General features: G+C 44.7%; 10 protein-coding genes. 5 read left to right on the top strand and 5 right to left on the bottom strand.

From position 1 onward, the window contains the following. Positions 1–82: 82 nt before the first annotated feature. The 3 genes from NI468_RS07225 to NI468_RS07215 all read right to left on the bottom strand — a co-directional run bounded on the left by NI468_RS07225 (position 83) and on the right by NI468_RS07215 (position 6,294). The gene (locus tag NI468_RS07225; RefSeq protein WP_004647433.1) at positions 83–1,675 is read right to left on the bottom strand and encodes a peptide chain release factor 3; all 1,593 of its coding nucleotides are present in this window, start codon (positions 1,673–1,675) and stop codon (positions 83–85) included. Between the two features lie 143 nt (positions 1,676–1,818). Further along, complete coding sequence (locus NI468_RS07220; RefSeq protein WP_086044115.1) at positions 1,819–3,672, bottom strand: putative bifunctional diguanylate cyclase/phosphodiesterase; 1,854 nt, start codon at positions 3,670–3,672, stop codon at positions 1,819–1,821. Between the two features lie 435 nt (positions 3,673–4,107). After that, positions 4,108–6,294: a carboxy terminal-processing peptidase gene (locus tag NI468_RS07215; RefSeq protein ID WP_086044116.1), complete on the bottom strand. Its 2,187-nt coding sequence runs from the start codon at positions 6,292–6,294 to the stop codon at positions 4,108–4,110. 199 nt (positions 6,295–6,493) lie between these two features. On the opposite strand from NI468_RS07215, the gene nagZ reads away from it, so the two are divergent. Next, positions 6,494–7,516: a beta-N-acetylhexosaminidase gene (nagZ, locus tag NI468_RS07210; RefSeq protein ID WP_086044117.1), complete on the top strand. Its 1,023-nt coding sequence runs from the start codon at positions 6,494–6,496 to the stop codon at positions 7,514–7,516. Positions 7,517–7,639: 123 nt separating this feature from the next. Then, positions 7,640–8,503, top strand: coding sequence for a class I SAM-dependent methyltransferase (locus NI468_RS07205; protein ID WP_253100964.1), 864 nt, complete (start codon positions 7,640–7,642; stop codon positions 8,501–8,503). 27 nt (positions 8,504–8,530) lie between these two features. Here NI468_RS07205 and NI468_RS07200 read toward each other — a convergent pair whose 3' ends face one another. Beyond that, a complete protein-coding gene (locus NI468_RS07200) occupies positions 8,531–9,868 on the bottom strand; it encodes an alpha/beta fold hydrolase (RefSeq protein ID WP_086044119.1) in 1,338 nt (445 codons plus the stop codon). A 322-nt stretch (positions 9,869–10,190) separates the two neighbouring features. Between NI468_RS07200 and NI468_RS07195 the strand changes: the two genes are divergently transcribed. From NI468_RS07195 to pta, 3 genes are all read left to right on the top strand, one after another. Continuing rightward, positions 10,191–11,456, top strand: a complete 1,266-nt coding sequence (locus tag NI468_RS07195) for a glutamate-5-semialdehyde dehydrogenase (protein ID WP_004278400.1) — start codon at positions 10,191–10,193, stop codon at positions 11,454–11,456. 450 nt (positions 11,457–11,906) lie between these two features. Further along, complete coding sequence (locus NI468_RS07190; protein WP_086044120.1) at positions 11,907–13,127, top strand: acetate/propionate family kinase; 1,221 nt, start codon at positions 11,907–11,909, stop codon at positions 13,125–13,127. A gap of 54 nt (positions 13,128–13,181) precedes the next feature. Further along, complete coding sequence (pta, locus tag NI468_RS07185) at positions 13,182–15,320, top strand: phosphate acetyltransferase (protein WP_086044121.1); 2,139 nt, start codon at positions 13,182–13,184, stop codon at positions 15,318–15,320. A gap of 231 nt (positions 15,321–15,551) precedes the next feature. Here the strand turns inward: pta and NI468_RS07180 are convergent, their stop codons facing one another. Next, a complete protein-coding gene (locus NI468_RS07180) occupies positions 15,552–15,791 on the bottom strand; it encodes a DUF2171 domain-containing protein (protein ID WP_004729548.1) in 240 nt (79 codons plus the stop codon). Between the last annotated feature and the right edge of the window lie 287 nt (positions 15,792–16,078).

The following is a 16,078-nucleotide window of genomic DNA, read 5'->3' as shown; positions in this document are numbered from 1 at the left end:
TTGCTTAAATGTAGCATAAAATAAAACAGCTTCCGGAGAAGCTGCTTGATATTTTTAAACTTTAGCTGCGAAGCCTGAAATTTTAGTGTTCGCGCGTATTGTGGAACACGATGTCCGGATAACGTTCTTGCATCAGCTGCAAATTCACGCGGCTTGGCGCAAGATAAGTCAAATGACCACCTCCATCGACGGATAACTGGTCATGAGCTTTTTTCTTGAATTCGTTGAATTTCTTCTCGTCATCGCAAGACACCCAACGCACTGTGTTGATGCTGACCGGTTCGTAAACACAATCAACTTTGTATTCTTCTTTCAGACGGTAAGCCACCACTTCAAATTGTAACACACCTACAGCACCAACGATCAGATCGTTGTTATTCTGCGGCATGAATACCTGGGTTGCCCCTTCTTCTGAAAGCTCTTTCAGACCTTTTTGCAGCTGCTTGGATTTTAATGGATCCTTCAAGCGGACACGACGGAACATTTCAGGCGCAAAGTGTGGAATACCGGTAAACTGAAGTTTCTCACCCGAGGTAAATGTATCACCGATCTGGATGGTACCATGGTTATGCAGACCAATAATATCACCCGGCCAGGCTTCTTCCAGATGCTGACGATCGCCGGCCAAGAAAGTTAAGGCATCGCTGATACGCACATCTTTATCCAGACGTACGTGTTTCATCTTCAAGCCTTTTTCATACTTACCTGAACAGATCCGCATGAAAGCAATACGGTCACGGTGTTTCGGATCCATATTGGCCTGAATTTTAAAGACAAAACCGGTGAAGCCTTCTTCATCCGCTTCTACCACACGATCTTGGGTCGGATGGGCTTTAGGAGATGGTGCATATTGACTGAATGCATCCAAAACATGGTCGACACCAAAGTTACCCAGGGCTGTACCGAACAACACAGGCGTTTGACGACCGGCCAGGAATTCTTCACGGTCTAAAGGCTCATTGGCCATTTGTACCAGTTCCAGCGATTCTTCAAATGCTGCCCAAGCCAGTTCACCCACTTTCTCACGAAGATCAGGATAGTCATAACCATCACGCACTTCGATCTCAGTAATCACTGAACCGAAACCGGCTTTATACACGTAGAATTTTTCTTCGATTAAATTGAATACACCGGCAAAATCACGGCCAGTACCGAGCGGCCAGGTGATCGGAACACATTTAATTTTCAGAACGTTTTCGATTTCATCCAGAAGCTCAAGCGGTTCACGGATTTCACGGTCCATTTTGTTGACGAATGAGATGATCGGGGTATCGCGCATACGACACACTTCCATCAATTTAATGGTTCGGTCTTCGACACCTTTTGCACCATCAATCACCATCAGCGCCGAGTCTACCGCGGTTAGGGTACGGTAGGTATCTTCCGAGAAGTCTTCATGTCCCGGGGTGTCCAGAAGATTGATCATCTTGTCTTTAAAAGGAAATTGCATCACCGAGGTGGTAATCGAGATACCACGCTCTTTTTCCATTTCCATCCAGTCCGATGTTGCGGCCCGGTCAGATTTACGGCTTTTTACCATCCCGGCCACCTGAATAGCCTGACCCCATAACAGCAATTTTTCTGTCATGGTGGTTTTACCGGCATCGGGGTGGGAAATAATAGCGAACGTACGTCGCTGGGCGACTTGTGCCGCCAGTTCTTGCTTAAAGCTCATGAAATACACCTACTGCTCAATGCACAGCATTCGAGATCAAATTCGATCAATATGAAAAAAATTGGCGATATTGTAGCAGAGTTTCAGGGTGGAGTTCCGTTAGCCATGTTGTCTATCCTGACGCTCAATGAATTAGAGCGCTATTAACGGAATTGTAAGTTTTCTAGTCGTTGTTCATCTACCGGCAAGCCCAGCAAAAAGCCTTGTAACTGTTCACAACCGAGCCGGGTTAAAATTTCTGCTTGCGCTTCTGTTTCAACACCTTCGGCGGTCACCACCAAGCCCAGTTTTATGGCCAGCTGAATAATGCTTTCCAGAATCATTTCTTCTTTGGAGCCGACTGCCAGATTTTTGATAAATTCCCGGTCAATTTTTAACTCATCTACGGCGAAATTCTTTAAATAGAGAAAACTGGAATGCCCTGTACCAAAATCATCAATGGCTAGACGGATGCCCATTTGTCTTAAGCGCTTAAAGCTGCGCATACTCACATCAATATGATGCATGGCAGTCGATTCAGTAATCTCGATCATTAAATGCTGAGGACTGATTTTATATTGTGCAAATAACTTTTCTAAAGTACTAAACAAATGCTTATGCTCAAATTGTACTGCAGACAAATTGACCGCGATAGGGAAAAATTCAGTATGTGTCTGTTGCCATTTTTGAATCTGCTGACAGGCCAGCTCCAATGCACAATAGCCCATTTGAATAATCAGTCCGGTTTTTTCAGCCGCATTGATAAACAGATTCGGGCCGAGCAAACCAAACTGGGGATGGTTCCAGCGAATTAATGCCTCTACCCCACACAAGCTACGGTCTTTGGTCCGAAACTTGGGCTGATAAAACAGCACAAACTGCTGCTCTTCCACGGCTTTATATAGGTCATTAATCAGGGTACTCTGGCTCTTGCTTTCATCCTGGTCGGTAGAATAATTAAAGACTGAATAGGTATTGCGCCCCTGATACTTGGAACTCAGCATGGCGGCATCAGCATTGACCAGCAGATCCTGTAAATTCTTGCCGTGTTCCGGATACATGGCAATGCCAATACTGCCCGAGATATGAATACTCTTGCCTTCAATCAGGAAACTTTCCTGAATCAGTTCAAGAATCTGTTCTGACATTTTTGCAGCTTTGGCGACAGATGTGTTTTCCAGTACCAGCAGAAATTCATCCCCACCAATTCTGAGCAGCTTGGAATGATGGCCTAATAACAGATGAATCCGCGTGGTCAATTGAATCAGCAACTGATCACCGACCAGATGGCCAAACACATCATTGACTGCTTTAAAACGATCCAGATCGATATATAAAAAAGCAATTTCATGCTGCTGTTCGGACTGACCTGAAAACAGCAGATTTGCATATTCAGCCAGATACAAACGGTTAGGTAATTTGGTCAGATTGTCCTGAATGGTCTGATTTTCAATTTGTTGATTGGCCCATGCAAGCTGACGGTTGCGTAATCCCACACGCAGTTCGGATACGACGATACACATCAGCGTCACCAACAACAATCCGCTCATCAGTACCACGGCCAGAAACAGCTGATCATGAGCCTGAACTAATTCCGGTGACTGTTGCACATGGGCGGCAGTAAAATTGAATGCCATCATGCTAATAGAGTGCATGCCAAAGATGCCGAGTGCGATCACACCTAATACGAGAACTGATCGGAAAAATGACCAAGTACTTCTGGTACTTAACCAGAGGATAAACATAGAGGCAATGCATATCACCAGAACAGACAGGAGCATCAGGCCCAAATCCATCTCATATTTATTCAGCACAAAACTTGCTGTCAGCCCAATAAAATGGATCAACCATATGAATAGGCCCAATAGCATGGCGGTTAGCATTAAATTGAAGGTTTTAAAGTTTAGCTGTAAAGCGCCTGAAGCAAATTTTTTAATCCGTGCGATGAGATAGCAAGCAACCAATGCAGAAAGAACGGACCCGATGAACAGACCAATATCATGCTGAATATCAATCATAAAAAATGTTCCCCATCGGTGATCATTTTTATTATTCTCTGCACTGATATTTCCATTTTCATCCGATCAAATTTGAACTCAGTAAAATCTCAAGACTGACTATCCATGCAAGCCAATTGGTCTGCAACAACATCAGTCTTAACTAAAATTTAGAATTTATATTTCTTTCTTTTGAAGTTGAGAATTGCCCCAAAAATAAAACTCAACAGAAAAATAAAATACAACTTATATATTAGAAGTGTTTCAAATTTAAGCAAATATTTAGCTTCATTTTTTTAGCTCATTTATTCGATCACCATCACAATTTTTTTCTTTTTATTTAGACAGATGGCACTTCATAGCAAAATTTTATTTGGTCTTTTGTGCAGATTTGCAAAAGAAAAAAATAGCCTGTCGAAACAGGCTATTTTAATGAATGATAAATAATGTTAAATCTTAGGATTTTTTCTGTAATTTGGCATAGTCCAGTAACACATTTGCCGCTTCAATTACAAAAGCTTCTTCCTCAGGCAAAGCCGGACGTTCTTTGGCCTTCATCTTGGCACGTGTTTCAATCAAGGCATCCAGCGAAGCCTGATAACTTTCCCAATTTGGATAAGGTTTCAGACCTGTTGCAGCACGGCGAGTGTTTTCTGCGTCCAGCGTTTTTTGCTCCATGGCAATCAACTCAGCTTTACGCTGTTGCAAGTCCAGTACCTGACGTTTCTCTTCTTCGGCTTTCTTCATCACGGCTTTACGCTGTTCTAAATACTTGAACTGAGAATCCAGTGTGACCCGTTGCTGAGAAAGTTTAGCCAATTCAGGAACGTATTTCTGTACAGCGCCTTCACGTTTAAATGGTGCCGTTGGAATGGTATCCCACTGCAAGGCATTTTTAGCCTTACGCTCACCAAACTCTTCGTTATAAATATCGACCAGTTTAATGTCCGGAACGACCCCTTTATTCTGGGTACTGCCACCGGTCACACGGTAAAATTTACGCTGCGTCAATGTCGCCTGACCATGCGCCAGACTATCCAGTTGTACTTGTGCTGTACCTTTACCTGTGGTGGTACTGCCAATCACAATCCCGCGTTCATAATCCTGAATCGCAGCGGAGTAAATTTCACTGGCCGATGCAGAGGCCAGATTCACCATTACGGCTAATGGACCCGCATAGGTTTGTGCACCGCCATCATCATCTTCAAAGACGCTAACGTTGCCATTGCCATCACGGATCTGTACCACTGGGCCAGACTTGATTACCTGCCCCAACATACGTGCCACTTCTTCCAGTGAACCACCCGGGTTATTGCGTAAATCAACAATAATCCCGGCAACATTCTTCGCTGCCAGCTCTTTCAAGGCTTTGTTGGTATCTTCAGACACCGAGCGATAATCCGTACCGGCACGGCGTGCGCGATAGTTCAGATAGAACGACGGAATTTCGATCACACCATATTGATACTTTTTGCCATCACGTTGAATGTCGACCACACGTGTACGCACACCGGCATCTTCTTCCTGAATCACGTCACGGGTAATGGTCACATTACGTGCCTGCCCCATGGCAGCACCCGCACCGAGCAAGCGTAGAGTGACTTTCGTGCCACGTTTACCACGAATCAGACCGACAATTTCATTACTTGGCCAGCCAATGACATCGACCATTTGCTCGCCGTCTTGGGCTACACCAATGATACGATCACCTGATTTAACTTGACCGGATTTGCTGGCCGGACCACCTTCAACGATGGTTTCAATCTTGGTATAATCTTCATTGCCACGCTCCGGACGAATCGATACGCCGACGCCTTCCAGCTGTAAAGTGGTCTGACGATTCAGCTCCATCGCATCCACAGGCGGGAAGTAATTACTGTGGGGATCATAAGTCAGCATCATCGCGTTCAGTGTCTTGTCGAGCACATCATCACTTTTGACGCGGCTGAGACGTTCCAGTTGACGGGTATAACGCTTGGTCAAGGTTTGCGCAGGCGTTAGATCTTCAGGACCAGTCAGGTCTTGTCCATTGGCCAATTCCGGATTGGCTTTCAGCGCTTTCTGCTTGGCCAATTCCTCTTCTTTACTGATGGTCAGATTGATCAGCTGAGACACCAGCATTTTTGACCAGTGCGCACGCTGTTCAGCCTCAGTTTTAAAGAATGGCGCTTTCTCACGATCCGTTTCGATATAAACATTTGGCTGATTCAGATTCTGCGGTTTTTTCAGCTCATTCAACATATAGGTGTAGAACTGGTGCAAGCGCTGTTGATATTGCGCATGCATTTCATAAGGACCAGACAAGTTGCCGGCTTTCAGATTGGCACCAAAATTGGCACCATAGCGTTTCTTATAGTTTTCAACTTCTGGGGCCAGAAACAGACTGTGTTCCGGATCAAGACTATCAATATAGAAATCAAAAATACGCTGCGAAGTCTGGGCATCCAGACGCATATTTAAATAATGCTGACGGTCAACCAGGGTTGCCAGCTGACGTGACACCAGCGCCTGCTCTTGAGATGGCTGAATTGCTTTACTGACCACTTCATTACTATTGGCCGCAATCGCATCATTCACTACATGGGTAAAAAAGAATCCACCTGTCGCAATCGCAACTGCGCAAGCTATAGTTTGAAATTTCATAAATAATTCGTACTTCCTTGGCCTAGAGACCAATGTGACCGTGTTGCTTTTCGACCAGAATTTAACGTATTCAGCATCTTAAACAACTTAATATGTTTATGTCGTGTAGTTTTATCATATTCTGTGCTGACAAAGTGTAGCAAATCATTGCAGAATTCAGGTATTGTTTTCTCCGAAAACTCTAAAACGGATTCCGCATATGATTGGCGCATTGATGCTCGACATCGCAGGCACAACCCTCACTCAAGAAGATATTGAACTATTAAGTGCGCCGCAAGTCGGTGGAGTGATTTTATTTGGTCGCAATATCGAATCTCCGGCGCAAGTCCGTGCTTTGACCGATCATATGCGTCAGGTGCATCCTGATATTTTAATTGCGGTAGATCAGGAAGGCGGTCGTGTCCAGCGTTTAAGACAAGGCTTTACCCTGCTGCCTGCCATGGGGAAATTTGGCGAACTTTATACGCGCGATCCACAGCGTGCCCTTGAACTGGCTGAAAAATGCGGCTGGCTGATGGCGACTGAAGTGTTGGCTGTCGGCATTGATTTCAGCTTTGCGCCGGTACTGGACTTGAATGACATCAGTGATGTGATCGGCGATCGCAGTTTCGCGCAAAATATTCAGGATATTATTCCGCTGGCTGGTGCATTTCTGCACGGCATGAAACGTGCCGGCATGGCTTCAACTGGTAAACATTTCCCAGGTCATGGCTCAGTCAAAGCGGATTCACATGTTGCTGCAGCAATTGATACGCGCTCCTATGCAGAAATCCAGCAAAAAGATATGCAAACATTTATCCAACTGCAACCACAACTGGATGCGCTGATGCCGGCTCATGTCATCTATAGTCAGGTTGATCCCAATCCGGCAGGCTTCTCGGAATTCTGGATTCGGAAGGTTTTACGTCAGGAGCTGGGCTTTGACGGCGTCTTGTTCTCGGATGATTTAAGCATGCAGGCCGCATGTGTCGCAGGCGGTGCCGATGTCCGAATTCAGGCCGCACTCAAAGCTGGTTGTGATATGGGTCTGGTCTGCAATGATCGTGCAGCACAATGTATTGCACTGGAAGGAATTGAAGATCTGCCCCTCCCGAACCAGCAACGCCTGGAACGCATGCGCGGCAACATCCCGAACATCCAGATTGGTGATGAACTGGATCTGGGTGAAGAATGGCGCGAGATCCGTAATGAAATACTGGCATTTAAACAGCAATCCAGCTAAAACTTTTTAAATCCAATCAATATGAAAAAGGGACACGACAAGGTGTTCCTTTTTAATTATAGTAATGAAAAGGTCACACTATTATTTAATCAACTTAAAAATAACAATAAGGTCAGAACAAATATGACAGACTCACTTTCGCAACATCGCCATATTTCTTTTACGGCGCACTATACCGCCTATATCTGGTATCAAATGGGAATCTCACATCCAGCCTTTGCTACATCCAAAGGCAAGTTTCTGGCCAAACTGCTTCATCCACTTGAATCCTGGGCAGAACGTCATGTCGGCGGTAGCATGCGGACTACACTTAAGCAGCGCCATCAGATGATTGATGAGCATCTGTGTCAACTAATTGAGCAACACCCACAACTTCAGGTTCTTGAAATTGCCTGCGGACTATCTCCACGCAGCTGGAATTTCAGACTGAAATTTCCCGAGATTAATTATCGTGAACTGGATCTGCCCGATATGGCCGAGATCAAGACGCAGGCTTTACAGCAAATCGATCAGCATGCCCCTGAAGTCCTGACTGCCGATATTTTTAGTGAAGAGCTGGACTGTATTTTTCAGATGTTTGACCGAAACCAGCCCTTGGTCATCATTAGTGAAGGGCTGATTAATTATTTTGATCAACATATGTTACGCATTCTGATGCAGGGTATTACAGAAAATGCGCAGTATTTCCCGGCAGTTCACTATCTCAGCGATATTTATCCTGAACCGGTGAAAAATAAACTGGCGAACTTTATCTGGAGCAGTAGCCGTCTACTTAAATTCATGTCTCGCAGTGCGTTTACCTTTCATTTTAAATCCCCCCAAGAACTGCAGCACTTTTTTCAAGATGCAGGATTTGACCAGGTTGAGGTACAACAACCACAACGTTATTTTGCCGAGCCTCGTCAGCAAAACCCGACTCATGAACAGGATGAACATTTGAGTGATCTGGTCTGGATGATTCATGCCGTGAAAAAAAACAGCGTTTAAGTACGCTGTTTTTTAAAGATGATGTTTTTAAATTGCCGCATCAAATACTTCAGTTTGTGAGAGCATTTTTTGCATTTGTACAAAGCGTAATAAGCGTTCTGCGACTTCAAAACTGCCATGTTTAAATAAAGCACGCAGCTGGGTATCATCCTGTTCAAAGATTAGGCATTCAATCTGAAATTCCCCTGCTTCATCTTCCAGATGCAAGGCCAAGTCACGAGGATAAGTTGCCGCACATACTGCCCATTCTACATCTAGCTCTAGTAATACCCCAAAGAAATTCATGTCCACGATCTCTGCTTTTAAAATGAGATCAGAATGACGATGACTGAGGAAGCGCTGTGAGTCTTGCACCTGAATCCGCTCTTCACCGCGACGTTCAAGCTGCTGTATCTGTTCGCGAGTGAATGGAATAATGCCATCCAGTTGATCAACAGCCTCATCACGCAAGAAAGTTGCAAACAGATGCATGGTTTCTTTACGACGTTGCAGCTGTGGTACATGATCGGCGCCTGCAATTTGCACGTACTGCATATCCGGGCATTGCAGGGCAAAATTCGCATTTTCATGTGGCAAGGTAAAACTGTCATATTGCCCACATGCCACCAGCACTTTGCACTGCGGAATCGGCACATTGGTCAGACGCAATAAACGGTTGCAATTGATATCATAACGATCCTGTTCAGTCGCAGTGAATTCTGACATCTGCTTGAAGAACAAACGCTTTGCTGTCGGTGACATGCGGGTTTCGGTTAGGCGTGCATGATTGACCAGATACAAAATGACCGCCTGACCAAATTCGTCCATGCGCTGTTCTTTCATCAGATGTAGGGATTCTTCCAGCAGCATCCGCCAGCTTTTACGGGTTTTTTGCATCACCCCCATCAGGATCATTCGATCGATCAGTTCAGGACGCTGGTCGGCCAGACAGGAAGCCACCACCGACCCTAAGGACATGCCTAAAATTGCCACTTGCGGTAGCTGCATCTGCTCCAGCCATCGTCCCAGCATCGCAGCAAGGTCTTCAAGCTCCAGTGTTCCAGCAGACAGGTCCGTATCCACATTACTAATCTGCTGGTTGGCCCCCATGGACGGTAGGTCAATCAGAATGATGGGACCTGCATCAAAAAGCTGTTCTACACAGTATTTGTAGGAATTAAAATTCTGGAAAGCTCCCCCAATAATCACCATGGGTCTTAAATGTAAGGTATCCGGACGGGCGATCGCCATATATTCGATTTTCCAGCCGTCCATCCAGGTCGTACGTGGCGGCTGCTTAAAACTGTGCTTATCATAAAGATCAAAAAAACCATCGTGGCTATGTTGTTCCAATACATGGGTGTCCATGTGGATAATGGAATTCATATTCCTTTTCCTCCGTCCTTGCCTTATTTTTATTGTGCAAGTCATGCTTAACAGATCTTATATTTCAGGCGCATTCCGGTGTGCCTGAACACGCATCCTGCTCTTTAATAATTATAAATGACATCAATGCCGCGTGTTTCATTCTATACAGAGCTGCTTTTCACAAGCAACCGCTTCAGTGACCACTTATCTACTTTTAAACAGAAAACAATTTCAAAATGTTTAGAAGTCTGCGAAAACGGATGATTTTTAATAGATGGGCTTCATTGTGCAGCAGCAGGCTGTTAATATCGAAATGAAATTTCTAAGTGATCAAACCGCTATGCAAGAGTCTATTGAACAATACATGCAAACGGTAGGACAGCAGGCACGCCAAGCGTCTCGCATTTTGGCTCGCGCGTCCACCCAAACTAAAAATAATGCGTTATCCGCTATTTATACGGCTTTGGAAAATAGCCAAGCTGCTATTTTGGTTGCTAACCAGAAAGATATGACTAAGGCGCATAATAACAATCTGGACCCTGCCCTGCTTGATCGCTTAGAACTCAACCCCGCGCGCTTTAAAGGTATGTTACAGGGCCTGAAAGATGTCATTGGCTTGAAAGATCCGATTGGTGAAATTAGTGATATGGCTTATCGCCCATCCGGGATTCAACTGGGCAAGATGCGTGTGCCTTTGGGTGTGGTCGGCATGATCTACGAGTCACGTCCTAACGTCACGTTGGAGGCGGCATCACTCGCGCTCAAATCAGGCAATGCCATTATTTTACGGGGCGGCTCAGAAGCTCTGGAATCGAATCAGGCAATTGCAGTCGCGATTCAGCATGGCCTGAAAGTCGCAGGCTTGCCTGAGGCTGCCGTACAGGTCGTGAATACGACTGACCGCGCTGCAGTGGGCCAGTTGATTACCATGACCGAATATGTGGATGTGATTGTGCCTCGTGGCGGCAAGAGCCTAATCGAACGAATTACCGAGGAAGCACGCGTACCGGTCATTAAACATTTAGATGGCAACTGTCATGTGTATGTGGAAGCTCAAGCAGATTTGTTGAAAGCATTGCCTATTGCGCTCAATGCCAAAACCCATCGCTATGGTGTATGTAATGCCATGGAAACCCTGCTGGTCGATGAAAAAGTCGCTGAAGAATTCTTGCCACGCATCGCAGAGCTTTACCAAGAGAAAAAAGTCGAACTGCGTGGTTGCCGGGAAACCCAGCGTATTCTTGGAGATGCAGTCATTACGGCCACTGAAGAAGACTGGTATACCGAGTATCTGGGCCCGATTCTGGCGATCAAAGTCGTTTCTGGTATAGAAGAAGCCATTGAGCACATCAACAAATATGGCTCGCATCATACCGATTCCATTATTACTGAAAACTACAGTCTGGCTCGCGAATTTCTGGCGGGTGTAGATTCAAGTTCGGTCATGATCAATGCCTCTACTCGTTTTGCAGATGGTTTTGAATATGGCTTAGGCGCAGAAATCGGGATTTCAACCGATAAAATCCATGCTCGTGGCCCAGTCGGTCTTGAAGGCCTGACGTCGCAGAAATGGATTGTCTTTGGTGATGGTCAGATTCGCCAATAAGTATTCAGATCGCCCATAAAAAACCGCCTCATTTATGAGGCGGTTTTTTATGGGCAGAAAAATTGACACTGAAATAGATGGATTAGAACCTTCCGGTTATTTTATTGATGAATCTCTTTATAGAATTGTATGTAAAAACAATATGTGCCTTTTCAGGCGCTAAACTAAAGAATTAATCTGTTCTAAAATTAAATTTAAGCAGAGTTTAGTATTCTTATTGATGATATTTTCAGCATCATTTTATTTATAAATGAAAACTATGAACTGATAAATTTTAGTTATTATTGTTAAATCGGTCGATAATGCTTAAGTCTAATCTGCTAAAGTCTATCTAGGACAGAAAAAAAACAAATGTTAAAACATATTCATTGATCTGGATTGCTGCTTCATTGCCCGCAATTGGGTCAAGCAAATGGACGAGAATTTTAATTAAAAATTGGGTAATCAATCGTGTCTAAATCAGTATTAGTTATTAATTGTGGCTCTTCTTCAATCAAGTTTGCATTACTTCTTGAGGAGCAGAATTTCCGTATTCATGGTTTAGCTGAGAACTTAGGCACAGAGAATGCTCGCATTAAAGGTGTAACGGTTGGCAATGAGCCAGTCGATATCCATATTCCATTTGCTGACCACAAAAAAGCACTCGAAGTGGGTCTTGAACGTCTGGCCAACTACCGTCCGGACGCGATCGGTCACCGTGTCGTACATGGTGGCAGCCTGACCAAGGCTGAACTGATCAATGACGAGATTATTGAAAAAATTCGTGAAGCAACGCCGCTTGCACCATTACATAATCCGGCACACCTGATTGGCATTGAAGCCACTAAACGTTTATTCCCGGAATTACCACAGGTTGCGGTATTTGATACTGCCTTCCACCAAACCATGCCAGCGCATGCTTATCGTTATGCCCTGCCGAAATTTTTATATACCGCCCATGGTGTGCGTCGCTATGGTTTCCACGGGACTAGTCATGCCTATGTGTCAGAGCGTGGTTCTGAACTGGCAGGCAGTTTCAAACAAGGTGGCTGGTTAACCGCGCATTTAGGTAATGGTAGCTCGACCTGTGCCGTTTGGAATGGGAAAAGTGTAGATACCTCAATGGGTTTAACTCCACTTGAAGGTATTGTTATGGGCACACGCAGTGGCGATGTTGACCCAAGTCTGCACAGCTTCCTGGCAAAAAACCTGGGTTGGGATATTTATAAAATTGACAAGATGCTGAATAGCCAAAGTGGTCTTTTGGGCTTGTCTGATCTGTCCAATGACATGCGTACCCTGATTGAAGCCTCAGAGCAAGGCAATGAAGATGCCGCACTGGCGATTGAAGTTTTCTGCTACCGTTTAGCTAAATCTCTGGCAGCGTTGAGCTGTGGTCTGCCACGTCTTGATGGTCTGTTCTTCACTGGCGGCATTGGCGAAAACTCGGCGTATATCCGCGAAAAAACCATGACTTATCTGCCTCATTTTGGTTTCAATCTGGATAAAAACGCCAACAATGAATTGAAACGCGGTACCGAAGGCCGAATCGATTCAGGCACAGGCCCACAAATCTGGGTAGTGCCAACAGATGAAGAAGGCCGTATCGCACAAGAAGTTCAAAGTGTTGTTGAACTTGAAGTGGAGCGCAATACTGCAAAAAAGTCTAAAGCTGAGGTAACGCCTGCATAAGCAGGCTTGGCCACTTTTTAACTGATTTTTATTATTCTGCGACTGACATAACTTATGAATACAATTTTACTGATTCCTACAGGTGAGGGTGTTGGTTTAACCTCTGCCTGTTTAGGCATGATTTACGCACTGGACTGTAAAGGAATTAATGCGGGGTTCCTCAAGCCATTTTCACAAATTGCAGATACGACGGTTGACCGCACTACCACCCTATATCGTCATCTATTCCATCGTCGTTCGGTTGAACCGATTACTTATGAAAGATTGACTCAACTGATTGCATTAGGTGAGACAGATGAACTGCTTGAAGAGGCGGTTGCATTGCATCGCCAGATTGCGGTTGATCATGATGTAATTATTGTCGAGGGCCTTGTTCCCAATGGACAAGACCATTTTGCCAGTGAAATCAATGCTGCGCTTGCGCAGGCGCTGGATGCCCAGGTGGTTTTGGTCAGTACCGCCGATCTTGCTGATCCACGCAAGACAGCAGAAAAAGTCGATGCCCATCTACGTCAGTTTGGCGGCGCAGCCTCACCCCGCACTACAGGGGTTCTGTTCATGCGAACCAAGGGGCTTCCAGACGGCACGGCTAAAATTCCTGTCACACTTGACCCAAGCCTACGTCTGGACCAGCAAATTGCCGAATTTTCATTAGAGCTGCAACGCTATAACCGCTTTATGGGAACAGATGAATTGCCAATTATCGGTCTGGTTCCATTCAGCAATATCCTGAGTGTGCCACGTAGTTTGGATATTGCAGCAATTGTTGAGGGGACATGGCTGCATCAGGGCGAAGCAAAACAGCGCCGTATTTTACATACCAGCCTGATTGCCTCAAATATTGAATCTGAACTGCACAAGTTTATTGCGGGTGAGCTGATCATCAGTGCCTCACAGCGTACCGACACCCTGCTTGCAGCCAGTCTCGCCAGTAGCAATGGTACACCATTGGCAGGATTGGTTTTAACTGAACAGGCGCCACCCTCAGACAATGTTTTAGAGTTTTGCCAAAGTGCAATTAAGCAAGGTTTGCCAATTCTGCATACTTCACTTGATACACTTGAAACAGCACAACGCTTAAATCGTTTTGGCAATGAAATTCCAATTGATGATATTGAACGCGCTGAGCAGGTTACCCGTTTTGTTTCAAGTCATATTGACAATAACTGGCTGGATCAACATACTCAGAACAACCTACATCCTCGCCTCTCTCCATCAGCTTTCCGTTATGAGCTGGTACAGAAAGCGATTGCAGCGAAAAAACGTATTGTACTCCCAGAGGGTGATGAACCACGTACTGTACAGGCTGCCGTGATTTGCCAGACACGTGGCATTGCCCAATGTATCCTTTTGGCAAAACCAGAGTCTGTTGCCGAGGTTGCCAAGGCACGTGGGATTCAGCTCCCTGCTGATCTACAGATTATTGACCCAGACACTATCCGTGATCAATATATCGAGCCAATGGTTGAGTTACGCAGAGGCAAGCTGGATGCGTTGCAAGCCAAAGCACAATTGCAAGATACTGTTGTACTTGGCACCATGATGTTGGCCTTGGATCAAGTCGATGGTCTGGTTTCGGGAGCGATTCATACCACAGCCAATACGGTGCGACCTGCATTTCAACTCATTAAGACCGCACCGAATTACTCACTGGTATCTTCCGTATTCTTTATGCTGTTGCCAGATGAAGTCTATGTGTATGGTGACTGTGCGATCAATCCGGACCCTGATGCAGAACAGCTGGCCGAAATTGCAATCCAGTCCGCCGATTCTGCCAAAGCCTTTGGTATAGATCCACGCATTGCCATGATTTCCTATTCGACAGGAACTTCGGGTACTGGCGCTGATGTGGAAAAAGTCGCGGAAGCTACACGCATTGCCAAAGAACGTCGTCCTGACCTGTTGATTGATGGGCCATTACAATATGATGCAGCATCGGTGGAAAGCGTGGGGCGCCAAAAGGCACCTGATTCACAAGTGGCTGGACGTGCCAATGTATTTATTTTCCCGGATCTGAATACCGGTAACACGACCTATAAAGCGGTACAACGTGCTGCCAATGTAGTCAGTGTTGGACCAATGCTGCAAGGCTTGAATAAGCCGGTCAATGACCTGTCGCGTGGTGCCTTGGTCGATGACATCGTGTTTACCATTGCCTTAACTGCGATTCAGGCTGAGCAGCAAGAAGCTTAATACTTCTTGAATTTAAGTTTTCCAAACCATCTGATTGAAAAATCAGGTGGTTTTTTTATAAAAAAACACTCATAGCTTCAATAAATTCAGCACGCGATCATTATCTCGTTTTAATAAACAATAAAAATGCCAGTCTTTCGAACTGGCATTTTCAACGGTTACTCATAAAGTCTGTGACATAAAAAATTAAGCTGAAGCAGCCCTGCTTTTCAGTCCACTAACTTTAATTTCTTATAAGGTAGTCCACTCTTTACGTACCTCTTCCGCAGTTTTATTGAGCACGACGCTATCGTCTTTGATTTCACTTACCCAACTCAAGGGAATCAGATGATGCTCATTATTTTCATCATCACTTCTTGTTAATTTAATTGAATCCTGACCTTCTAAATGGTCCACCTTCCCGACTTGAGTACCACATGAAGCAATGACTGAAGCATGTTCTTTAATATCACTTGCATTAAAATTGTTCATTCTACTTGCCTGTTTCTAGAAGTTGAGAGAAACAGTCTAAGCAATAAAAAATGCCGCATGTGTAAGGGTTTTCAGGCTTTGAGTTTTTCTGGGTTAAAAATGTAAATGGTCAGCATGGCTTGAGTAAGCTATAAGAAAGATACTTTTTAAATTTGAGTTTTCAAATGTTTTTATAGTTTGATGAACTGGATTTGAAGATTTGAAGATTTGAAGATTTGAAGATTTGAAGATTTGAAGATTTGAAGATTTGAAGATTTGAAGATTTGAAGATTTGAAGATTTGAAGAT

The sequence above is a fragment of the Acinetobacter lwoffii genome (assembly GCF_024129355.1).
In the GTDB taxonomy this organism is placed as follows: domain Bacteria; phylum Pseudomonadota; class Gammaproteobacteria; order Pseudomonadales; family Moraxellaceae; genus Acinetobacter; species Acinetobacter lwoffii_I.
The sequence above is the reverse complement of the archived record's forward strand: the minus strand, read 5'-3'. Positions and strand labels throughout refer to the sequence as shown.

What these genes read in the sequence shown, in the direction of transcription:
- NI468_RS07225 (WP_004647433.1), bottom strand. Translation starts at nt 1,675, where the DNA reads ATGAGCTTTAAGCAAGAACTGGCGGCACAAGTCGCCCAGCGACGTACG.
- NI468_RS07220 (WP_086044115.1), bottom strand. Translation starts at nt 3,672, where the DNA reads ATGATTGATATTCAGCATGATATTGGTCTGTTCATCGGGTCCGTTCTT.
- NI468_RS07215 (WP_086044116.1), bottom strand. Translation starts at nt 6,294, where the DNA reads ATGAAATTTCAAACTATAGCTTGCGCAGTTGCGATTGCGACAGGTGGA.
- nagZ (WP_086044117.1), top strand. Translation starts at nt 6,494, where the DNA reads ATGATTGGCGCATTGATGCTCGACATCGCAGGCACAACCCTCACTCAA.
- NI468_RS07205 (WP_253100964.1), top strand. Translation starts at nt 7,640, where the DNA reads ATGACAGACTCACTTTCGCAACATCGCCATATTTCTTTTACGGCGCAC.
- NI468_RS07200 (WP_086044119.1), bottom strand. Translation starts at nt 9,868, where the DNA reads ATGAATTCCATTATCCACATGGACACCCATGTATTGGAACAACATAGC.
- NI468_RS07195 (WP_004278400.1), top strand. Translation starts at nt 10,191, where the DNA reads ATGCAAGAGTCTATTGAACAATACATGCAAACGGTAGGACAGCAGGCA.
- pta (WP_086044121.1), top strand. Translation starts at nt 13,182, where the DNA reads ATGAATACAATTTTACTGATTCCTACAGGTGAGGGTGTTGGTTTAACC.
- NI468_RS07180 (WP_004729548.1), bottom strand. Translation starts at nt 15,791, where the DNA reads ATGAACAATTTTAATGCAAGTGATATTAAAGAACATGCTTCAGTCATT.